We start from the raw sequence: 18763 nt of genomic DNA, 5'->3' as shown, positions 1-18763 counted from the left end.
GCCAGCGCGCCGGCGCACCGCTGCGGGTGCTGTTCGTGTGCAGCCGCAACCGGCTGCGCAGCCCCACCGCCGAGCGCGTGTTCGCCGACTGGCCGGGCGTGCAGACGCAATCGGCCGGGCTGGCCGCCGATGCGGAGGTACAGCTCACCCCGGAGCTGTTGCACGAAGCGCAACTGGTGCTGGTGATGGAGCGTCGTCACCTGCAGTTGCTGCGCAAGCGCTTCGCCGCCCATCTGCGCCATTGCCGGGTGATCTGCCTGCAGATTCCCGACGACTACGCGTATATGGATCCGGCACTGATCCGTCGCCTGGAACACACGGTGCCACCGTTGCTGCGTCTGCCGGCGCAGTCGTAACCTGATCCCGACACCGCGCATGCAAAACTTGGCCCTCCCTCGCACGAAGGAAGCGCCTCTACGATGAGCGTGCGTATCGAGGACCACGCCATGCTGGGCAATTGCCACAGCGCGGCCCTGGTCGACCACCGCGGCACCATCGACTGGCTGTGTCTGCCACGTTTCGATTCCGATGCGTTTTTCGCGTCCCTGCTGGGCGATGAGCAGCACGGGCAATGGGCGTTGTCGCCGGCCGGCGACTTTCGCAGCGAGCGTGCCTACGAAGACGACAGCCTGGTGTTGTGCACGCGCATGCACACCGACACCGGCACGGTGGAACTGGTCGACTTCATGGTCGCCAGCGATGAAGGCGACGGCCACCAGCACCTGGTGCGGATCGTGCGTTGCGTGCAGGGCCAGGTGCCGATGCACATGCGCCTGACCTTCCGCTTCAACTATGGCCGCACCGTGCCATGGGTGACGCGCATCGACGGCGGCATCCGCGCCATTGCCGGCCCCGACCAGCTGGCGCTGCGCTCGCCGCAGGCGCTGCACGGCGAGGACATGGGCACCGAAACCGACTTCACGCTGCGGCAGGGCGAGAGCACCTGGTTTGTGCTCAGCCACGGCCTGTCGCATCAGCCCACGCCGACGGCGATCGATCCGGAACAGGCGCTGCAACGCACGACCGCGTTCTGGCATGGCTGGGCGCGGCGCTGTACCGATGTCGGCCCCTGGACCGCGCAGGTGCGCCGCTCGCTGGTGGTGCTGAAAGGGCTCAGCTATCTGCCCACCGGCGGCATCGTCGCCGCGCCGACTGCCTCGCTGCCCGAGCATCTGGGCGGCAGCCGCAACTGGGATTACCGCTACTGCTGGCTGCGCGATTCGGTGTTCACCCTGATCGCCTTGCTGCAGGCCGGCTATCGCGACGAAGCAGAAGCTTTTCGCGACTGGGTGCAACGCGCCATCGCCGGTTCGCCGGATCAGTTGCAGGCGCTCTACGGCATTGCCGGCGAACGCCGCCTGCAGGAGTGGGAGGCGCACTGGCTGCCCGGCTATGAAAATTCCGGGCCGGTGCGGATCGGCAACGGCGCGGTGGACCAGTTCCAGCTCGACGTCTACGGCGAGCTGATCGGCGCGTTCCATTACGCACGCGAAAAGGGCGTGGCGCCGCCGTCCGATGATGATGGCTCGTCGGCATCGTTGCTGGAAAAGGTGCTGGAGACGCTGGAAACGCTGTGGCGCCTGCCCGACGAAGGCATCTGGGAAATCCGCGACGAGCGCCGTCATTTCGTGCATTCCAAGGTGATGGCCTGGCTGGCATTCGACTGCGGCGCGCGCGATGGCATCACCAATGCCGATGCGGCCAAGCGCGCGCACTGGGGCCGCATCGCCGACGACATCCGCGCCGAAGTGCTGGAAAAAGGCGTGCACCCGGACGGGCACTTCGTGCAGAGCTACGGGTCCGATCGTCTGGATGCGGCGTTGTTGCTGATCCCGATCGTGGGGTTCCTGCCGGCCGATGATCCGCGTATTGCCGCGACCGCCGATGCGATCGCACGCGATCTGACCATCGATGGATTGGTCGAGCGCTATCGCGCCGACGACAGCGCCGACGGCTTGCCGGCCGGCGAGGGCACCTTTCTTGCCTGCAGCTTCTGGCTGGTGGAAAACTACGCCCTGCTCGGGCGCACCGAGCAGGCACGCGTCCTGCTCGAGCGTCTGCTCGGGTTGTGCAACGACGTGGGCCTGCTCGCCGAAGAGTACGACCCGCGCAGCAAACGCATGCTTGGCAACTTCCCGCAAGGGTATTCCCACGTGGCTCTGGTCAATGCGGCATTGCGCCTGCACGGACGCATGGGCAAAGAGGAAACACATCCATGAACGAACAAGCCACCACCCCGCCGTGCATCATCGTGGTGTTCGGTGCACGCGGCGATCTGACCAAGCGCCTGGTGATGCCGGCGCTGTACAACCTGCGCCGCTCCGGTGCGCTGGGCGAGCAGTTCGCCATCGTCGGCATGGATCACGGCGATATCAGCGAGCGTTCGTGGCGCACGATGATGGGCCAGTCGATGACCCAGCTGCTCAGCAGCCGCGATGCCGAATTCCAGACCGACGAGTTCGACACCGACACCTGGGAGTGGCTGCGCGAGCGCATGCATTATCTGCGCGGCGATTTCACCGACCTGGGTGCCTATCAAACCCTGGGTGGCGCGCTGGAGAAGCTGCACAAGCGCTACGGCACCCAGGGCAACGTGCTGTTTTATCTGGCTACCGCCGCGCGCTTCTTCGAGCCGGTATTGCTCAACCTGGGCGAAGCCGGGCTGGTCAGGCAACGTGAGGGCGAGGGCTGGCGTCGGGTGATCGTGGAAAAACCCTTCGGCCACGACCTGCCCAGCGCCGTCGCGCTCAACGCCACCGTCGCCAAGGTGCTGCATGAGGACCAGGTGTTCCGCATCGACCATTTCCTCGGCAAGGAAACCGTGCAGAACATCCTGGCGTTCCGTTTCGCCAATGGCCTGTTCGAGCCGGTGTGGAACCGCGACCGCATCGATCATGTGCAGATCACCGCCGCCGAAACCATCGGCGTGGAAGGGCGCGGGCGCTTTTACGACCCCACCGGTTGCCTGCGCGACATGGTGCCCAACCACCTCTTCCAGCTGCTGGCGATGATTGCGATGGAGCCGCCGGCTGCATTCACCACCGAAGCGATGCATCGCCGCCGCGCCGAAGTGATCGAAGCGGTGCGCCCGATCAAGCCCGAAGACGTGGTGCGTGGCCAGTACGCCTCTGGTGCGGTCAACCGCAGCGCCGTGCCCGGCTATCGCGAAGAAGACACCGTGCCGGACGATTCGGAAACCGAAACCTACGTGGCGATGAAGCTGCAGGTCGACACCTGGCGCTGGGCCGGCGTGCCGTTCTACCTGCGCACCGGCAAGCGTCTGCGCGAGCGCACCACCGAGATCGCGATCCGCTTCAAGCCCGCGCCGCTGGCGCCGTTCCGCAGCACCGAAGTGGGCGGCTATGGCCCCGACTGGCTGGTGCTGCACATCCAGCCCGACGAAGGCATCTCGCTGCAGTTCGACGTCAAACGCCCCGGCGCGCAGGTCAGCCTGGCACCGGTGCGCATGGACTTCCGCTACCGCGACTGGTTCCCCAAGGAATACACGGTGGGCTACGAGCGCCTGCTGCAGGACTGCATGAACGGCGAGGCCGGCCTGTTCCAGGATGCGGCAATGGTGGAAGGTGCCTGGCGTATCGTGCAACCGATCCTGGATGCCTGGAAGCAACCGCCCAGCGATTTCCCCAATTACGCCGCCGGCAGCGCCGGACCCTCGGCCGCCGACGCCTTGCTGGCGATGAACGGTGGACACGCCTGGCGCGCGCTCACCCCCGGCCGCAAGCCACCGCCGCGCCGCGCACCGGAAGCGCGCAGCAGCGCTGCAACGCCGATCAAGAAAGCCACCGGGAAGACGGTCAAGAAGGCTGCCAAGGCGCCGGCCAGGAAGATCACCAAGGCGGCAGCCGAAAGGGTCACCAAGGCGCCAGCCAAACGCGCATCTGCGGCTGCAGCAAGACCATCGCAGGATGCGGCTACGTCGCCGGGCAGTGCGGCAAAGAAAGCCGCGGGCAAACGCGCAACCGGCAAGGTCGCAAAGACCGCCGGCAAAACCGCGGCTGGCAAGAGCGCAGCGAAGAAGTCGGCCAGCAAGCCCGCGGTGCGCGCGCCACGCCGCTGACGGAGGCAGCCGCCGCAGCTCCACGTAGGAGCGTGCCTGCGCGCGACGAGGCTTTATCGGTAACGCCCGGTCGCGCGCAGGCACGCTCCTACGAAGGGCGAAGTGATGGTGGGTGGTTGGTGGGGCTCGCCGTCACATTGGCGTATGACTTGGACGCAATCGGCCGCTTGCGTGCAGGTCGTTTCCAAGGCATCGACTGCGTCACTACCGCTGACGAACGATGCACCACATCCACGTAGGAGCGTGCCTGCGCGCGACGGGCTTTATCGGTAACGCCCGGGTCGCGCGCAGGCACGCTCCTACGAACGGCGCAACCATGGTGGGTGGTTGGTGGGGGCTCGCCATCACATCGGCGTATGACTTGGACGCAATCGGCCGCTCGCGTGCAGGTTGTCGCCGAGGCAACGACGGCGCCGTTACCGTTGACGAACGATGCACCACATCCACGTAGGAGCGTGCCTGCGCGCGCCGGGCTTTATCGGTAACGCCCGGTCGCGCGCAGGCACGCTCCTACGAACGACGAAGTGATTGTGGGTGGTTGGTGGGGGCTCGCCATCACATCGGCGTATGACTTGGACGCAATCGGCCGCTTGCGTGCAGGTCGTTTCCAAGGCATCGACTGCGTCACTACCGCTGACAAACGATGCACCACATCCACGTAGGAGCGTGCCTGCGCGCGACGAGCTTTATCGGTAACGCCCGGGTCGCGCGCAGGCACGCTCCTACCAAGGGCTCAGCGATCCTGTGTGGTAGGCGCGGGCTCGCCGTCCACATCGGCCTTGACGTCGGCTTCGAACAGATTCATCAGGTCGGCGCGTGCGTCGCGCGAGGTCTGTATCACCTTGGCCTCGTCGTCGTAGACCAGGTGCTGGCGATGCAGCAACTCTTCGTCGTGCTGACGGAAGCGTTTGACGTGATCCTTGGCAACCGCCTCGCCCAAACCGAGCGAGGTCAGCACGCGTTCGCTCAGTTCCAGGCTGGAGGCGAACACCTCGCGGAACGGTTCTGCGCCCAGGTCCATCAGTTTCCAGGCGTGCTGGCGATTGCGTGCACGTGCCAGCACCGTGGCCTGCGGGTACAGGCGGCGGATCAGCCGCACCGTCTTGATGTTGGTGTCCGGGTCGTCCACCGCGATCACGAACACCTTGATGCGGTCGGCGCCGGCGGCGCGCAGCAGTTCCGGTCGCGTGGGGTCGCCGTAGTACAGCTGGCTGCCGAAGCGGCGCAGATCTTCCACGGTGTCCGGATTGTGTTCCAGGGCCACGAACGGCACATGCCGCGCGGTGAGCAGGCGCGCGACCACCTGACCGAAGCGGCCCATGCCGGCGACCAGTACCTTGGGCGTCTGCGCATCGATGGTGTCGAACGGGCGGTCGGACTTGGGCGCATGCAGCCGCAGCGGCCCGTTGAGGATGCGCTGCATGCCCAGCAGCAACAGCGGCGTCAGCGCCATCGACACGCCGACGACGGCCACCAGCCGGTCGTGGTTGGCGCGCTCCAGCAAGCCGACCCGATCGGCCTCGTTGAACACCACGAAGGCGAATTCGCCGCCCAGCCACAACACGCTGCCCAGCATCAGGCTGCTGCGCAGCGGCAACTTCGCCACGCTGCCGATGCCGACCAGCAGCGAGAACTTGACCACCAGCAGGATCGCCACACCGCCGGCGATCAGGCCTGGCTCGGCGACCACCCGGTTCAGATCGATGCCCATGCCGACCGAGATGAAGAACAGCCCCAGCAGCAATCCTTCGAACGGCTCGATCTGCGATTCGAGCTCATGGCGGAATTCCGAATCGGCCAGCAGCACGCCGGCGATGAAGGCGCCCAGGCTGGCGCTCAATCCGGCTTCCTGCATGATCCAGGCGGTGCCCAGCACCACCAGCAGGGCGCTGGCGGTGAACACTTCCGGCATGCGCGTGCGCGCCACCACGTTGAACAGATGGCGCAGCACGAAGCGCCCGCACAGGATCACCAGCGCCAGTGCCGCGACCGCCTTGGCCACGTCGGGCCATGCCAGCGTGGCGTTCTTGCTGCCGCCGAGCAGCGGAATGGCCGCCAGCAACGGAATGGCGATCAGATCCTGGAACAGCAGGATGGCGAACGCCAGGCGCCCGTAGTCGCTATTGAGCGCCTTGCGCTCGGCCAGCAGCTGCAGGCCCACCGCGGTGGACGACAACGCCAGCGCCACGCCGACGATCAACGCGCTCTTCCAGCCCAGGTTGCCGAGCATCAGCAGGCCACCCAGGATCAGCGTGGTCACCACCACCTGGGTGGCGCCGGCACCGAACACCGAATGACGCATCACCTTCAGGCGCGCCGGCGACAGTTCCAGGCCGATGACGAACAGCAGCATCACCACGCCGATCTCGGCCGCGCCGCTGATGCGCTCGGCATCCTGCACCACGCCCACGCCATCGGGCCCGAGCACCACACCGGCGACCAGATAGGCCAACACCGCGCCTAGGCCGAAGCGCTTGAACACCGGCACCGCCACGATGGCGGCCAGCATCAGCACCAGAGCCAGTTCCAGACCACCGCTATGCATGCACGTTCTCCGTTGAGGTTCGCATTATGCCGCCCGCGGTCGGCTGCTGGCCTGGATCGGCGTGCGCTGCGTGCAACTGTGTGGATTGGCGGTGTGCTCTGGTCCGGTGATGCAAGCCGGCAGCACCACATCGCGGGCAGCAATGCGCCACGTGGTCCGCATGACTGAGCCGCATGTCGCCACGTCGTTCCGCATTGCATGCGTGCACGCAGCCGCCGTTGCAGGCAATGACCCACGGTCCTGGTCGGTCGCGCACGGCCGGTCGTCGGGTGCAGTGCAGTCGCTTGTCGACATGACAGGCCCGGCGTTGTGGCGTCCGCCTGGACGCCCGCTGAGCATGGCCTGCGCAGGGCATTGACCAAGCGGGCGCAGGCGCGCAGACTGCGCCGCGCTGCCGCCCGGATCACCGGCCGGTACGCACTTTTCGGAGCCCTTACTCATGTCCAGCGACAGTCACCCTAGACCCGGGTCGATGACCCAGCTGGCGCACGCCTGAGGCTCAGGTTCGCCGGCTGTCATCGACGACGGTCGTCACCAGGCGAACCACCATGCACAACGAAACCCTGCGCCTTGCCCAAGGCGTCGATGCCTTGATCGCACCCATCGCCGACTTCAACACGGCCGATGCGGTGGAATACCTCAACACCCTCGACCGCGACGAGGCCGCACAGGTGCTGGCCGCGCTGCCGCAGCCGCGTGCGGTGAAATTGCTCGAACAACCCGAGCTGCATGCCGCCAGCGCGCTGGTCGCGCTGCTGCCGGCCGAGCAGGCCGCCTCCCTGCTCGGGCAGATGGCCGACGACCGCGCCACCGACATCTTCCATGGCCTGGATGCCGAGCAGCGCCAGCCGCTGCTGTGGCTGCTCAGTGCCGAGGCGCGGCTGTCGATCCAGGCGTTGATGCGCTACCCGCCCAATACCGCCGGCGCGCTGATGACCACCGAGTTCGTGGCGGTGCCGGCCGACTGGACGGTGGGCCGTACGTTGCAGCACATCCGCGAGGTGGAGCGCAGCCGCGAGACGGTCTATGCAATCTATCTGCTCGACCCGCATAGCCGCGTGCTGACCCAGGTGGTCACCATGCGCCGGCTGATCACCGGCGCGCCGGATGCGCCGATCCTGGACGTGGCGCAGGTCAATCCGCCGGTCACGGTGGACCCGGCACTGGACCAGGAAGAAGTCGCCCGCCTGATCCGCCGCCACGACCTGCTGGCTATCCCGGTGGTGGATGCGCACGGCCATGTGCTCGGCATCGTCACCGTGGACGATGTGCTGGACGCATTGATCGCCGAATCCACCGAGGACGTGCACAAGTTCGGCGGCATGGAAGCGCTGGACAAGCCCTACATGCAGATCGGCTTCGGTCAGATGATCAAGAAGCGCGCCGGTTGGCTGAGCGTACTGTTCCTGGGCGAAATGCTCACCGCCAGCGCGATGCAGCACTTCGAGGACGAGCTGTCCAAGGCGGTGGTGCTGACCCTGTTCATTCCGCTGATCATGAGCTCGGGCGGCAACTCCGGCTCGCAGGCCACCTCGCTGCTGATCCGCTCGCTGGCACTGCGCGAGCTGCGCCTGGGCGACTGGTGGAAGGTGGCGCTGCGCGAGCTGCCGACCGGGCTCACCCTGGGCACCATCCTGGGCCTCCTGGCGATCGTGCGCATCACCATCTGGCAGACCGCCGGCCTGTACGACTACGGCCCGCACTGGCAGATGGTGGCGCTGACCATCGGCGCGGCGCTGATCGGCATCGTCACCTTCGGCTCGCTGTCCGGCTCGATGCTGCCGTTCGTGCTGCAACGGCTCGGCTTCGACCCGGCCAGCGCCTCGGCGCCGTTCGTGGCCACGCTGGTGGATGTCACCGGGCTGGTGATCTATTTCAGCATTGCCGCGGCGATCTTGAGTGGCACGCTGTTGTAATCGGTTGCCTTGGAGGCCTGGCGAGCAGTCGCCAGGCCTCTATCCATGCCGGACGTGTCTCGACTGACCGGAAGGGTGAATGCCTGCGTCCTTGGCGCATCAGGTGCATCGGCCTGGCGCATCGCCGACTCTGGCGATGCCTCTGCACCCCCGGTTGGGGTGGTGACCCCGGCGTGACACACTCATGGTGCACAGCGCGCCGATGCCTGGATCCATCAGTGCGTGTACCGTAGCGCGATGGCATTGTTCTCTTCCGCACGATGAGTACCTACCACCTGCAGCAGGTCTTTCGTCCCACCACCGTGGCGGTGGTCGGCGGCAGTCCGCGCGATCGCTCGGCCGGGCGGGCGGTGGTGCGCAACCTGCGCGCGGCCGGGTTTCCCGGGCAGATCGGCTGGGTGAGCCCGCGTTACAGCGAGATCGATGGCGTGCGCACGGTGGCGCGGCTGACCGATCTGCCCTGGGTGCCGGACCTGGTGGTGATCACCGCGCCAGCGCGCATCGTGCCGCGCATCGTGTCGATCGCGGCGCGGCGCGGGGTGGCCGCGGCGATCATCCTCACCGCCGGGCTGGGCAACGGCCCGGGCTCGCCGGCCGCGCGCATGGAGGCGGCCGCGCGCGCCAAGGGCATGCGCATCCTCGGCCCGCACTGCCTGGGCGTGATCGCCCCGCATGCGCGGCTCAATGCCAGCATCGCCGCGCATTGCCCGCAGGCCGGCGACCTGGCGCTGATCTCCGAATCCAGCGCGATTGCCGCAGCCTTGGTGGAATGGGGCGTGGCGCGCTCGGTGGGGTTCTCGGCGGTGGTGTCGCTGGGCGATACGCTGGATGTGGATTTCGGCGATCTGCTCGACTACTTCGCCACCGACTACCGTACCCGCGCGATCCTGCTGTACGTCGAACGCATCGGCGATGCGCGCAAGTTCATGTCGGCCGCACGCGCCGCCGCGCGCGCCAAGCCGGTGGTGGTGGTCAAGTCCGGGCGCCAGTTCCGTATCAATCCCAATGCCGACACCCACGCGCAGGCGCTGGCCGGCTCGGACGCGGTGTATGGCGCGGCATTCGCACGTGCCGGCCTGTTGCGGGTGGGCGCGCTGGACGAGCTGTTCGCCGCCGCCGAAACCCTGGGCCGGCTCGGCAGTTTTCCCGGCCGGCGGCTGGCCATCCTCAGCAACGGCGGCGGGGTGGGGCAGCTGGCGGTGGATCAGCTGGTGCTGCGCGGCGGCACCCTGGCCGAGCTGTCGGCCAAGACGCTGGAGCGGCTGGATCAGTCGCTGCCGCAGGGCTGGTCGCGCAGCAATCCGGTCGACATCATCGTCGATGCCGACGGGCCGCGTTATGCGGCGGCGATCGAAGCCTTGCTGGACGATCCGGAGAACGACGCGCTGCTGGTGGTCAACGTGCCCACCGCGTTCACCTCCTCGGCCGATGCGGCCAAGGCGCTGACCCGCGCGCTGGACCAACGCAACCGCTACCAGCGCGAAAAGCCGGTGTTTGCCGTATGGCTGGGCCAGGACGATGCGGCAATCGCCGCGCTCAATGCCGCGCGCGTGCCCACCTATGCCACCGAGTCGGACGCGGTGCGCGGCTTCACCCACCTGGTGCGCTACCGCGAGGCGCAGGCGGCGTTGATGGAGACCCCGCCCAGCCTGCCGGAAGATTTCGTGGTGGATGCCGGCATCGCCCGGGCGGTGGTCGACGACGCCCTGGCCGCCGGTCGGCGCTGGCTGGACCCGGTCGCCACCAACCGCCTGCTGGCCGCCTACGGCATCCCGATCGTGCCGCTGCAGGTGGCCGCCACCGCCAACGAGGCCGCATTGCTGGCCGACCCGTTACTGGCCGTCGGCCGCACGGTGACCTTGAAGGTGCTGTCCAGCGACATCGCGCACAAGTCCGATGTGGATGGCGTGCGCCTGAACCTGTCCAGCGTGGCGGCGGTGCGCGAAGCGGCGACCGGCATCCTGGCGCGTGCGCGCGCCGCGCACCCCAATGCGCTGATCGAAGGAGTGATCGTGCAGCCCACCGTGCTGCGGCCCAAGGCGCGCGAACTGATCGCCGGGATCGCCGACGACCCGGTGTTCGGCCCGGCGATCGTGTTCGGCCGCGGCGGCACCGCGGTGGAAGTGATCAACGACCGTGAGCTGGCGTTGCCGCCGCTGGATCTACGCCTGGCCCACGAGCTGATCGGCCGCACGCGGGTGTCGCGCATCCTCAAGGCCTACCGCGACGTGCCGGCCGCCGACGAGCGCGCGGTGGCGTTGGTGCTGGTCAAGCTGGCGCAGCTGGCCGCCGACATCCCCGAGATCACCGAGCTGGACATCAACCCGCTGCTGGCCGACCGCGATGGCGTGATCGCGCTGGACGCGCGCGTGGCGGTGGCGCCGGCGCGCAAGCTGCACAAGGGCCGCGGCCATCCGCGTTTTGCGATCTTCCCGTACCCGAAGGAATGGGAGCGCCAGATCGGGCTGGGCGATGGCACGCATGCGCTGGTGCGCCCGGTGCGCCCGGAGGACGACGCGCTGTTCCGCGCGTTCTTCGCACGGGTCACCGACGAGGACCTGCGGCTGCGCTTCTTCCAGTCGGTCAAGCATTTCAGCCACGAATTCATCGCGCGGCTGACCCAGCTCGATTACGCGCGCTCGATCGCGCTGGTGGCCATCGACCCCAAGACCGGCGACATGCTCGGCGCGGTGCGGCTGCATGCCGACGCCGACTACGAGCGCGGCGAATACGGCATCCTGATCCGCTCCGACCTCAAGGGCCACGGCATCGGCTGGCAGCTGATGCGCATCATGATCGAGTACGCGCGCTGGCTGGGCCTGAAGCAGATCGAAGGCCAGGTGCTGCGCGAGAACCGCACCATGCTGGCAATGTGCCAGAGCCTGGGCTTCGGGGTCCGCCCGGATCCGGACGATGCGACCCTGATGGCGGTGACACTCCCTATAATGGGCGAGCCACGCCCGGCCTGACCCTGCGTCACGCCGCGGTCCCCCATCCTCCACCGCATGCCGGATCTGCCGGGCCTCACCCTGGCCGGTTGCTTCGGCTGTCGTCTCGGCCCGCCTGGGAGTGTCAATGTTTCGCGAGTTCAGAATGTCGTTGTTAGTCGCCGCCATCTGCCTGGGCGTTGCCGCCTGGTGGGGCCACACCACCGCAATGGGACTGTGGCAGGCGCTGTGGCTGTGCCTGGTGCTGAGCGTGCTGGAGGTGTCGTTGTCGTTCGACAACGCGGTGGTCAACGCTGGCGTGCTCAAGCACATGAACGCGTTCTGGCAGAAGCTGTTCCTCACCGTCGGCATCCTGATCGCGGTGTTCGGCATGCGCCTGGTGTTTCCGATCGTGATCGTGTCGGTGGCCACCGGCATGGGCCTGGTGCCGGTGATGCAGATGGCGCTGAAGGAGCCGGACCGCTACAGCCAGGTGCTGACCGACAACTACCCGTCCATTGCCGCCTTCGGTGGCATGTTCCTGTTGCTGGTATTCCTGAACTTCCTGTTCGACCAGGAGCGCAAGCTGCACTGGCTCGGCCCGGTGGAACGGCTGGTCGGCAAGCTGGGCAAGGCCGATGCGATGTCGGTGATCGTGGCGGTGACGGTGCTGCTGTGCACCAAGCTGTTCCTGCCCGAGGCCATCTTCCAGAGCGTGCTGTTCGCCGGCCTGGGCGGCATCCTGCTGTACCTGCTGGTCGGCAGCGTGGATGCCTTGTTCGAGTCCGAAGAGAGCGAAGACGGCATGGGCCCGGCCAAGCGCTCGGGCATTGCCGCCTTCCTGTACCTGGAAGTGCTGGACGCCTCGTTCTCGTTCGACGGGGTGATCGGCGCGTTTGCGATCACCCGCGATGTGGTCATCATCATGCTGGGCCTGGCGATCGGTGCGATGTTCGTGCGTTCGATGACGGTCTATCTGGTGCACAAGGGCACGCTGGACGAGTTCGTGTTCCTGGAGCACGGCGCCCATTACGCCATCGGCGTGCTGGCGATCATCATGCTGGTCGGCACCGTGTACCACGTGCCGGAAGTGCTGACCGGCCTGATCGGCGTGGCCTTCATCGCCGCCTCGGTGTGGTCGTCGATCCGCTACCGCAAGCGCCACCACATCGGCCCGACCGAGATCTGATCTCGCGCATGGCCGCGCTCAGGGCGTAATGCTGTTGACTTGAGAGCGGCTGACAGCGTCTTCATGGCCATCGGGCGGGCGTCGCTAGTTCTGTGGCTTGGCTGCATTGCCTTTGCACGCCCAACCTCGACGCTGTGGGTTTGCTGCAGGGCCCTTGCCCGCCCACCCTCGCGGGACACGCCGCAAGTACGTCCTTGTAGGCTCTTACGCGGCATCCATGCCGCGTAAGGTCCCGCGACGGTGGGCGGACAAGGACCAGTTGAGTTGGCCGGCGCGCATGGTTTTTAGCGAAGCAGCCGGCAACCGGTGCGTTGTCCTCGCCAGGCTCTCGGCGCTGTGAGTTTGCTACCGAGCCCTTGCCCGCCCACCCTCGCGGGACACGCCGCAAGTACGTCCATGTAGGCTCTTACGCGGCATCCATGCCGCGTAAGGTCCCGCGACGGTGGGCGGGCAAGGACCAGTCGAGATGGTCGGTGTGCACGGTAGGAGCCGTGCTTGATGCGCGTTGTTCGATCATGACGCGCCGGCTCAGCGTCCGATGCGCAATGCGCTACAGCAGCTTTCACGCGACCACCGACCAGCAGTCTGGTGCGGTGTCCTCGCCGATTGCGGGACCGTGTGGCGGCATGGATGCCGCCGCCGAGCCCCCAGGGAGGGGTTCACGGCGTGTCCCGCGAGCGGTGAGGGCGCCGCGCCCTCGACCCAACGTCGGCAGCGGCGAGTTCCTCCCATTGCCGGTGTCCGGGCAGGCGCCCCAGGCGTGCGGTGCCGCCTGAGACAGTCACGGCCAACCGTGACCGGCTTTAGTGTCAATGGGTGTCGCAGCCAACCCAACCGGACCCAACTGATCGATAGAATTACCGGTTTGGGCCTTGACTGCGCAGTCCAATTGGACGGGTTCGCAGCCTTGCGCCGACCGTTCGTCAGACAGTGCTTTGTGCTGTAAGGGTTTTCGGGATTTTCCTACATTTGGTGTTGACCCCTCCGGGGGACCCCACTATCTTGGGGGAGTCGGTGGTTGGTCGCCCCAAGGCGTCCGGACCAGTGAGAGCATGATTTGCAGCAGGTTGCCAATCAAACGCCTCTCCGCGGCGGCAGCAACGAACGATCACAGCCATCCGGGCGTCGCCTGGAGCGGGCGGCGTGGTCTCGTTGCGCCGCGGTTGTTTCGCCACCGACCACTGCGCGACAGCACACCGCGCGGTGGCGGCCGTGGAATCTCCGGTAAGGAGATGGCTGGTGAAGGCGATGCCGCCGCAGACCGTGGGTCTTGCGTGCTGGTCGTCGCGCACCGCCATCGCTGTCCAGGGAATCCGGATCCGGCCGCAACCCGTCCCCAGCCGGGTTCGTGTGCCTACGCATGGAGGACGCATGACCACCAACGACACCCTTGCCGCGATCGCCGCCGGTACCGCAACACCCACCAGCGTTCCCGCCAGTGTCAGCGCGCCCGGTTGCGGCGCGCCGGAATTGACCGACCCGTCGGACATCGTGCCGCCTCCCCGCCAAGCCATTGCAATGCACGCACAGACCATCGAAGAACAAGCCGTCGCCACCTGGATCACCAAGGAAGCCGGCAACCGTCGGATTCCGTTCGAGCCGGAGCGCCTGGAGCGCGCCATCGACCAGATCCATGCCGAATTCCCGCAGCTGGACGTGGCCGACTACAAGCGCTCGGTGTTCGGCTTCGTCGACCGCAAGGACAGCGTCAACGCTGACGATCTGGTCGACCACCTGATCCGCGAGGCCGAGGCCCGCGTCGATCTGACCACCCCGGAGTGGGAGCACTTTGCCGCGCGCCTGTACCTGCGCCGCCTGTACAAGCGCGCCAGCCGCAACCGTTTCTACGACGCCAGCCAGAAGTACGGCTCGTTCGTCGGCCTGCAGGAGAGCCTGGCCGACCGCAATGTCTATTCCAACGACATCCTGCGCCGCTACTCCAAGGACGAGCTGATCGAAGCCGGCAAGATGATCGAGCCTGAGCGCGACAAGCTGTTCGCCTACAACGGCCTGTACCTGCTGGCCACGCGTTACCTGGCCACCGACAACTCGCGCGGCGTGTTCGAGCTGCCGCAGGAGCGTTGGCTGACCATCGCGCTGTACCTGATGCAGGACGAGATCGGCAACGGCAAGGGCAGCCGCGAGCGCCGCATGCAGTTGGTCGGCGAGGCCTACTGGGCGCTGTCCAACCTGTACATGACCGTGGCCACCCCGACCCTGGCCAATGCCGGCAAGGTCGGCGGCCAGCTGTCGAGCTGCTTCATCGACACCGTCGACGACAGCCTGCAGGGCATCTACGACTCCAATACCGACGTGGCGCGCGTGTCCAAGCACGGCGGCGGCGTGGGCGCGTACCTGGGCTATGTGCGTTCGTCCGGTTCGGCGATCCGCGGCGTGTCCAATTCCTCCGGCGGCGTGGTGCCGTGGATCAAGCAGCTCAACAACACTGCGGTGTCGGTGGATCAGCTGGGCCAGCGCAAGGGCGCCATCGCGGTCTATCTGGACATCTTCCACCGCGACATCGAGGCGTTCCTGGATCTGCGCCTGAACAACGGCGACCAGCGTCTGCGCGCGCACGACGTGTTCACCTCGGTGTGCATCCCCGACCTGTTCATGGAAGCGGTCGAGCGTCGCGGCGACTGGTACCTGTTCGATCCGCACGAAGTGAAGCGGATCAAGGGCTGGTACCTGCAGGACTTCTACGACGAGAAGAAGGGCGACGCCAACAGCAGCTTCCGTCGCAAGTACGAGGAAGTGGTTGCCGACGAGCGCATCACCCGCAAGACGGTCAAGGCGATCGAGATCTTCAAGCGGATCATGGTCAGCCAGCTGGAAACCGGCAACCCGTTCATGTTCTATCGCGATGAAGTCAATCGCAAGAACCCGAACAAGCACGAGGGCATGGTCTATTCGTCCAACCTGTGCACCGAGATCCTGCAGAACATGAGTCCGACGCGGATGATGCAGGAGATCATCAGCGGCAATCAGATCGTCACCACCAAGAAGGCCGGCGACTTCGTCGTGTGCAACCTGTCCTCGATCAACCTGGGCCGTGCGATCACCGTGCAGGCAGACCAGGCCGATCTGCTGGGCGCCGACGTGCTGGAGCGCTTGATCCCGATCCAGGTGCGCATGCTCGACAACGTGATCGATCTGAATCAGTTGCCGGTGCCGCAGGCCACCATCACCAACCAGAAGTACCGCGCCATCGGCCTGGGCACCTTCGGCTGGCACCATCTGCTGGCGCAGAAGTCCATCCACTGGAATGCCAAGGAAGCCGAGGACTACAGCGACGAGCTGTACGAGCGCATCAACTATCTGACCGTGCAGGCGAGCATGGAGCTGGCCAAGGAAAAGGGCACCTACAGCGTGTTCCGCGGCAGCGACTGGCACACCGGCGAGTACTTCCGTGCGCGTGACTACAACAGCCCGCAGTGGCTGGAGCTGTCCGCACAGGTGGCGGTCAACGGCGTGCGCAATGCCTGGATGCTGGCAGTTGCGCCGAACATGAGCACCGCGCAGATCGCCGGTTCCACCGCCTCGATCGACCCGATCTACAGCGCGTTCTACTACGAAGAGAAGAAGGACTTCCGTCGTCCGGTCGCCGCTCCGGGCCTGTCGCTGGAAACCTGGCCGTACTACGAAAAGGGCGCCTACAAGGTCGACCAGTTCGCCAGCGTGCGCCAGAACGCGCGTCGCCAGCGGCACGTCGACCAGTCGATCAGCTTCAACTTCTACGTGCCCAGCACCATCCGTGCGAGCACCTTGCTGGACCTGCACATGACCGCCTGGCGCGAAGGCCTGAAGACCACGTACTACGTGCGCTCCAACGACATCGACATCAGCGAATGCGAGTGGTGTTCGAGCTAAAGCGCATGCAGTAGCTAAGCGCATTCGCGCTTCGCTTCCACGGTTCGCGTTGCGAACCGTGGACCCTGCTTCACCAGCTCCCACACCCCCGCGTCTTCGGCGCGCCCCCTGACTCAGGGGGCTTTCCTCCAGATTGATTTGTTGCGCCGCCGTACGCGCGACGCCTGAAACACGAGTAGAAACCCATGTCCGCAACATCGCTTGAGCGCATCAAGATCCTGGAGCCGCGTCACCCGAACCGCTCCACCGCCATCATCAATGGCCAGACGTCCGGCATCCTCAACTGGAACGACATCCCGTACCCGTCCTTCTATCGGGCTTACAAGGAGCTGTCGACCAACTTCTGGATCCCCGACGAAGTGGACATGAAGGGCGACGCGCGCCAGTACAACGAGCTGTCGGCGCGCGAAAAGAACGCCTACGACTCGATCATCGGCCTGCTGGCCACGCTGGATTCGCCGCAGACGCGCTTCATCTACAACGTCGCCGAATACATCACCGACCCGGCCGCGCATGCCAATGCCGCGATCATCGGCCAGCAGGAAGTGATCCATAACGAGAGCTACAGCTACGTGCTGGCCTCGATCACCGGCCTGGCCGATCAGAACCGCGTGTTCGAGATCGCGCGCACGCATCCGACCATCATCAAGCGCAATGCGCCGATCATGGGCGCCTACGAAGACTTCATGCGCGACAAGACGGCCGAAACGCTGATCCGCGCGCTGATCCAGTCCTCGATCCTGGAAGGCATCAATTTCTATTCCGGCTTTGCGTATTTCTACAATCTGGTCCGCCAGAACCGCATGACCGGCACCGGCAAGATCATCAGCTTCATCAACCGCGACGAGCTGGCCCACTCCAAGTTCATCAGCGAGCTGATTCGCGCCATCATCGGCGAGAACCAGGCATTGCAGGGCGACCAGCTCACCGACTACGTGCACAAGGCCTTCGAGCACGCGATCGACCTGGAAACCCAGTGGACCGCCGAAGTGCTGGACGGCATCGACGGCATCGACGTCGACGAGATGATCCGCTACGTGAAGTACCGCGCCAACAAGATGGCCGGCATGCTCGGCATCGAGAAGCTGTACGAAGGCGCCAACGACAACGTGATGCCGTGGATCAAGGCCTACGCCGACAACTTCACCGAAACCAAGACCGACTTCTTTGAGATGCGGAATGCCTCGTACAAGAAGACCAACTCGGATAACGGCTTCGACGATCTGTGAGGAGCCGGGATTAGGTATTCGGGATTTGGGATTCGTCGCAGCCGCATCGATGCGCTTTACGAATCATCAAGATCCGGGATTGGAGAGTGGGTAGGCGGGATTTGCAACAGCAACTTGATGTGCTTTGACGAATCTCCAGTTCGACTCTCCAATCCCTGCTTTAGACGAATCCCTAATCACGACTCCCGAATCCCCGCCCCATGAACATCCTGCTCGCACTGGCCTCGTTGAGCGGCAACACGCGCGATGTCGCGCGCAGTGTTGCACTGCGCTGCGAAGCGGCCGGGCATGCGGTGACCTGGGTGGAAACCGATGTGCAGACGCTGGCGCAGGTGCCGCATGCGCCGGGGCAGTACGAACTGTTTCTGCTCGGTAGCTGGACCGACAACGGCGGCCGTACGCCGGCAGAGATGAAACGCTTCATCGTCGAGTTGGTCGAGACGCTGGGCAAGCCGCCGCGGGTGGCGGTGTTCGGCACCGGCGAAACGCAATGGGGCGAGGACTATTTTTGCGGCGCGGTGCATCGCATCGCTCAGTTCTTCGCCAGCCCGTTTCCACGTTTGACCATCGAACAGATGCCCCACGGCCAGCGCGACGCGCAGGCCATCGCCGCCTGGACCGACGAGGTCCTGGCCCAATGCAAGAACGATCCCCATGATGCAGACCATTACCGTCACGTCGCCTGAGCACTACACCGCCGCCCTGGCCGCGCATCCGCGCTTGCTGGTCGACTACTACAAGGACAATTGCCCGGGCTGCAAGATGCTCGACATGTCGCTGACCAAGTTCGCCGCGAGCGAGGACGCAGCAGGCGTCGCACTGCTCAAGGTGAAGCTGGAAGTGGTTGGCGAGGAGTTCTTTCGCAGTCTGGGCCTGCGGCAGACGCCGACGTTGGCCTTGTTCAAGGACGGCGCGGAAGTGACACGTCTCCCCGGTTTCCAGTCGCCGGCGCAGGTCGAAGCGGCGGTCCGTAGCGGGCTGTGAGCGCGCCGGAAGTCCATCGCAACCG

The 18763-nt window shown here is 66.0% G+C and carries 11 protein-coding genes; 10 read left to right on the top strand and 1 reads right to left on the bottom strand.

Annotated features, from left to right (window positions below; genetic code table 11):
- Positions 1-26 precede the first annotated feature (26 nt).
- The 3 genes from AC06DU_RS19865 to zwf all read left to right on the top strand — a co-directional run bounded on the left by AC06DU_RS19865 (position 27) and on the right by zwf (position 4078).
- Entirely contained in the window at positions 27-356 is a 330-nt protein-coding gene (locus AC06DU_RS19865; RefSeq protein WP_016902847.1) for a low molecular weight protein tyrosine phosphatase family protein, read from the top strand.
- Between the two features lie 63 nt (positions 357-419).
- Positions 420-2219, top strand: coding sequence for a glycoside hydrolase family 15 protein (locus AC06DU_RS19860; protein WP_102257127.1), 1800 nt, complete (start codon positions 420-422; stop codon positions 2217-2219).
- Positions 2216-4078, top strand: coding sequence for a glucose-6-phosphate dehydrogenase (gene zwf / locus AC06DU_RS19855; RefSeq protein ID WP_478203063.1), 1863 nt, complete (start codon positions 2216-2218; stop codon positions 4076-4078). The genes AC06DU_RS19860 and zwf overlap by 4 nt, the downstream gene beginning before the upstream one ends.
- A gap of 733 nt (positions 4079-4811) precedes the next feature.
- On the opposite strand, the gene AC06DU_RS19850 is transcribed toward zwf, so the two are convergent.
- Complete coding sequence (locus tag AC06DU_RS19850) at positions 4812-6623, bottom strand: monovalent cation:proton antiporter-2 (CPA2) family protein (protein ID WP_053051610.1); 1812 nt, start codon at positions 6621-6623, stop codon at positions 4812-4814.
- A 548-nt stretch (positions 6624-7171) separates the two neighbouring features.
- Between AC06DU_RS19850 and mgtE the strand changes: the two genes are divergently transcribed.
- The 7 genes from mgtE to AC06DU_RS19815 all read left to right on the top strand — a co-directional run bounded on the left by mgtE (position 7172) and on the right by AC06DU_RS19815 (position 18738).
- The gene (gene mgtE, locus AC06DU_RS19845; protein ID WP_478203062.1) at positions 7172-8539 is read left to right on the top strand and encodes a magnesium transporter; all 1368 of its coding nucleotides are present in this window, start codon (positions 7172-7174) and stop codon (positions 8537-8539) included.
- A gap of 260 nt (positions 8540-8799) precedes the next feature.
- Complete coding sequence (locus tag AC06DU_RS19840; RefSeq protein WP_046345026.1) at positions 8800-11508, top strand: bifunctional acetate--CoA ligase family protein/GNAT family N-acetyltransferase; 2709 nt, start codon at positions 8800-8802, stop codon at positions 11506-11508.
- A 106-nt stretch (positions 11509-11614) separates the two neighbouring features.
- Positions 11615-12655: a DUF475 domain-containing protein gene (locus AC06DU_RS19835; protein WP_478203061.1), complete on the top strand. Its 1041-nt coding sequence runs from the start codon at positions 11615-11617 to the stop codon at positions 12653-12655.
- Positions 12656-14026: 1371 nt separating this feature from the next.
- The gene (locus AC06DU_RS19830; RefSeq protein ID WP_102582119.1) at positions 14027-16525 is read left to right on the top strand and encodes a ribonucleoside-diphosphate reductase subunit alpha; all 2499 of its coding nucleotides are present in this window, start codon (positions 14027-14029) and stop codon (positions 16523-16525) included.
- 185 nt (positions 16526-16710) lie between these two features.
- Positions 16711-17754 carry a ribonucleotide-diphosphate reductase subunit beta gene (locus AC06DU_RS19825; protein WP_046345022.1) on the top strand — a complete coding sequence of 348 codons (1044 nt, stop codon included), beginning with the start codon at positions 16711-16713 and terminating at the stop codon, positions 17752-17754.
- Between the two features lie 200 nt (positions 17755-17954).
- Positions 17955-18440 carry a flavodoxin gene (locus AC06DU_RS19820; protein WP_039521114.1) on the top strand — a complete coding sequence of 162 codons (486 nt, stop codon included), beginning with the start codon at positions 17955-17957 and terminating at the stop codon, positions 18438-18440.
- On the top strand, positions 18412-18738 hold the full coding sequence (locus AC06DU_RS19815; protein WP_024940689.1) for a thioredoxin family protein: 327 nt from the start codon (positions 18412-18414) through the stop codon (positions 18736-18738). Before AC06DU_RS19820 ends, AC06DU_RS19815 begins: the two co-directional genes overlap by 29 nt.
- The last annotated feature ends 25 nt before the right edge of the window (positions 18739-18763 follow it).

This window comes from Xanthomonas sp. NCPPB 3200, from assembly GCF_056393585.1.
This window is presented reverse-complemented; position numbering and strand designations above follow the sequence as displayed.

Excerpts from the sequence above, each read along its gene's own strand:
- AC06DU_RS19860 (WP_102257127.1), top strand. The coding sequence starts at position 420 with ATGAGCGTGCGTATCGAGGACCACGCCATGCTGGGCAATTGCCACAGC.
- zwf (WP_478203063.1), top strand. The coding sequence starts at position 2,216 with ATGAACGAACAAGCCACCACCCCGCCGTGCATCATCGTGGTGTTCGGT.
- AC06DU_RS19850 (WP_053051610.1), bottom strand. The coding sequence starts at position 6,623 with ATGCATAGCGGTGGTCTGGAACTGGCTCTGGTGCTGATGCTGGCCGCC.
- mgtE (WP_478203062.1), top strand. The coding sequence starts at position 7,172 with ATGCACAACGAAACCCTGCGCCTTGCCCAAGGCGTCGATGCCTTGATC.
- AC06DU_RS19840 (WP_046345026.1), top strand. The coding sequence starts at position 8,800 with ATGAGTACCTACCACCTGCAGCAGGTCTTTCGTCCCACCACCGTGGCG.
- AC06DU_RS19835 (WP_478203061.1), top strand. The coding sequence starts at position 11,615 with ATGTTTCGCGAGTTCAGAATGTCGTTGTTAGTCGCCGCCATCTGCCTG.
- AC06DU_RS19830 (WP_102582119.1), top strand. The coding sequence starts at position 14,027 with ATGACCACCAACGACACCCTTGCCGCGATCGCCGCCGGTACCGCAACA.
- AC06DU_RS19825 (WP_046345022.1), top strand. The coding sequence starts at position 16,711 with ATGTCCGCAACATCGCTTGAGCGCATCAAGATCCTGGAGCCGCGTCAC.
- AC06DU_RS19820 (WP_039521114.1), top strand. The coding sequence starts at position 17,955 with ATGAACATCCTGCTCGCACTGGCCTCGTTGAGCGGCAACACGCGCGAT.
- AC06DU_RS19815 (WP_024940689.1), top strand. The coding sequence starts at position 18,412 with ATGCAGACCATTACCGTCACGTCGCCTGAGCACTACACCGCCGCCCTG.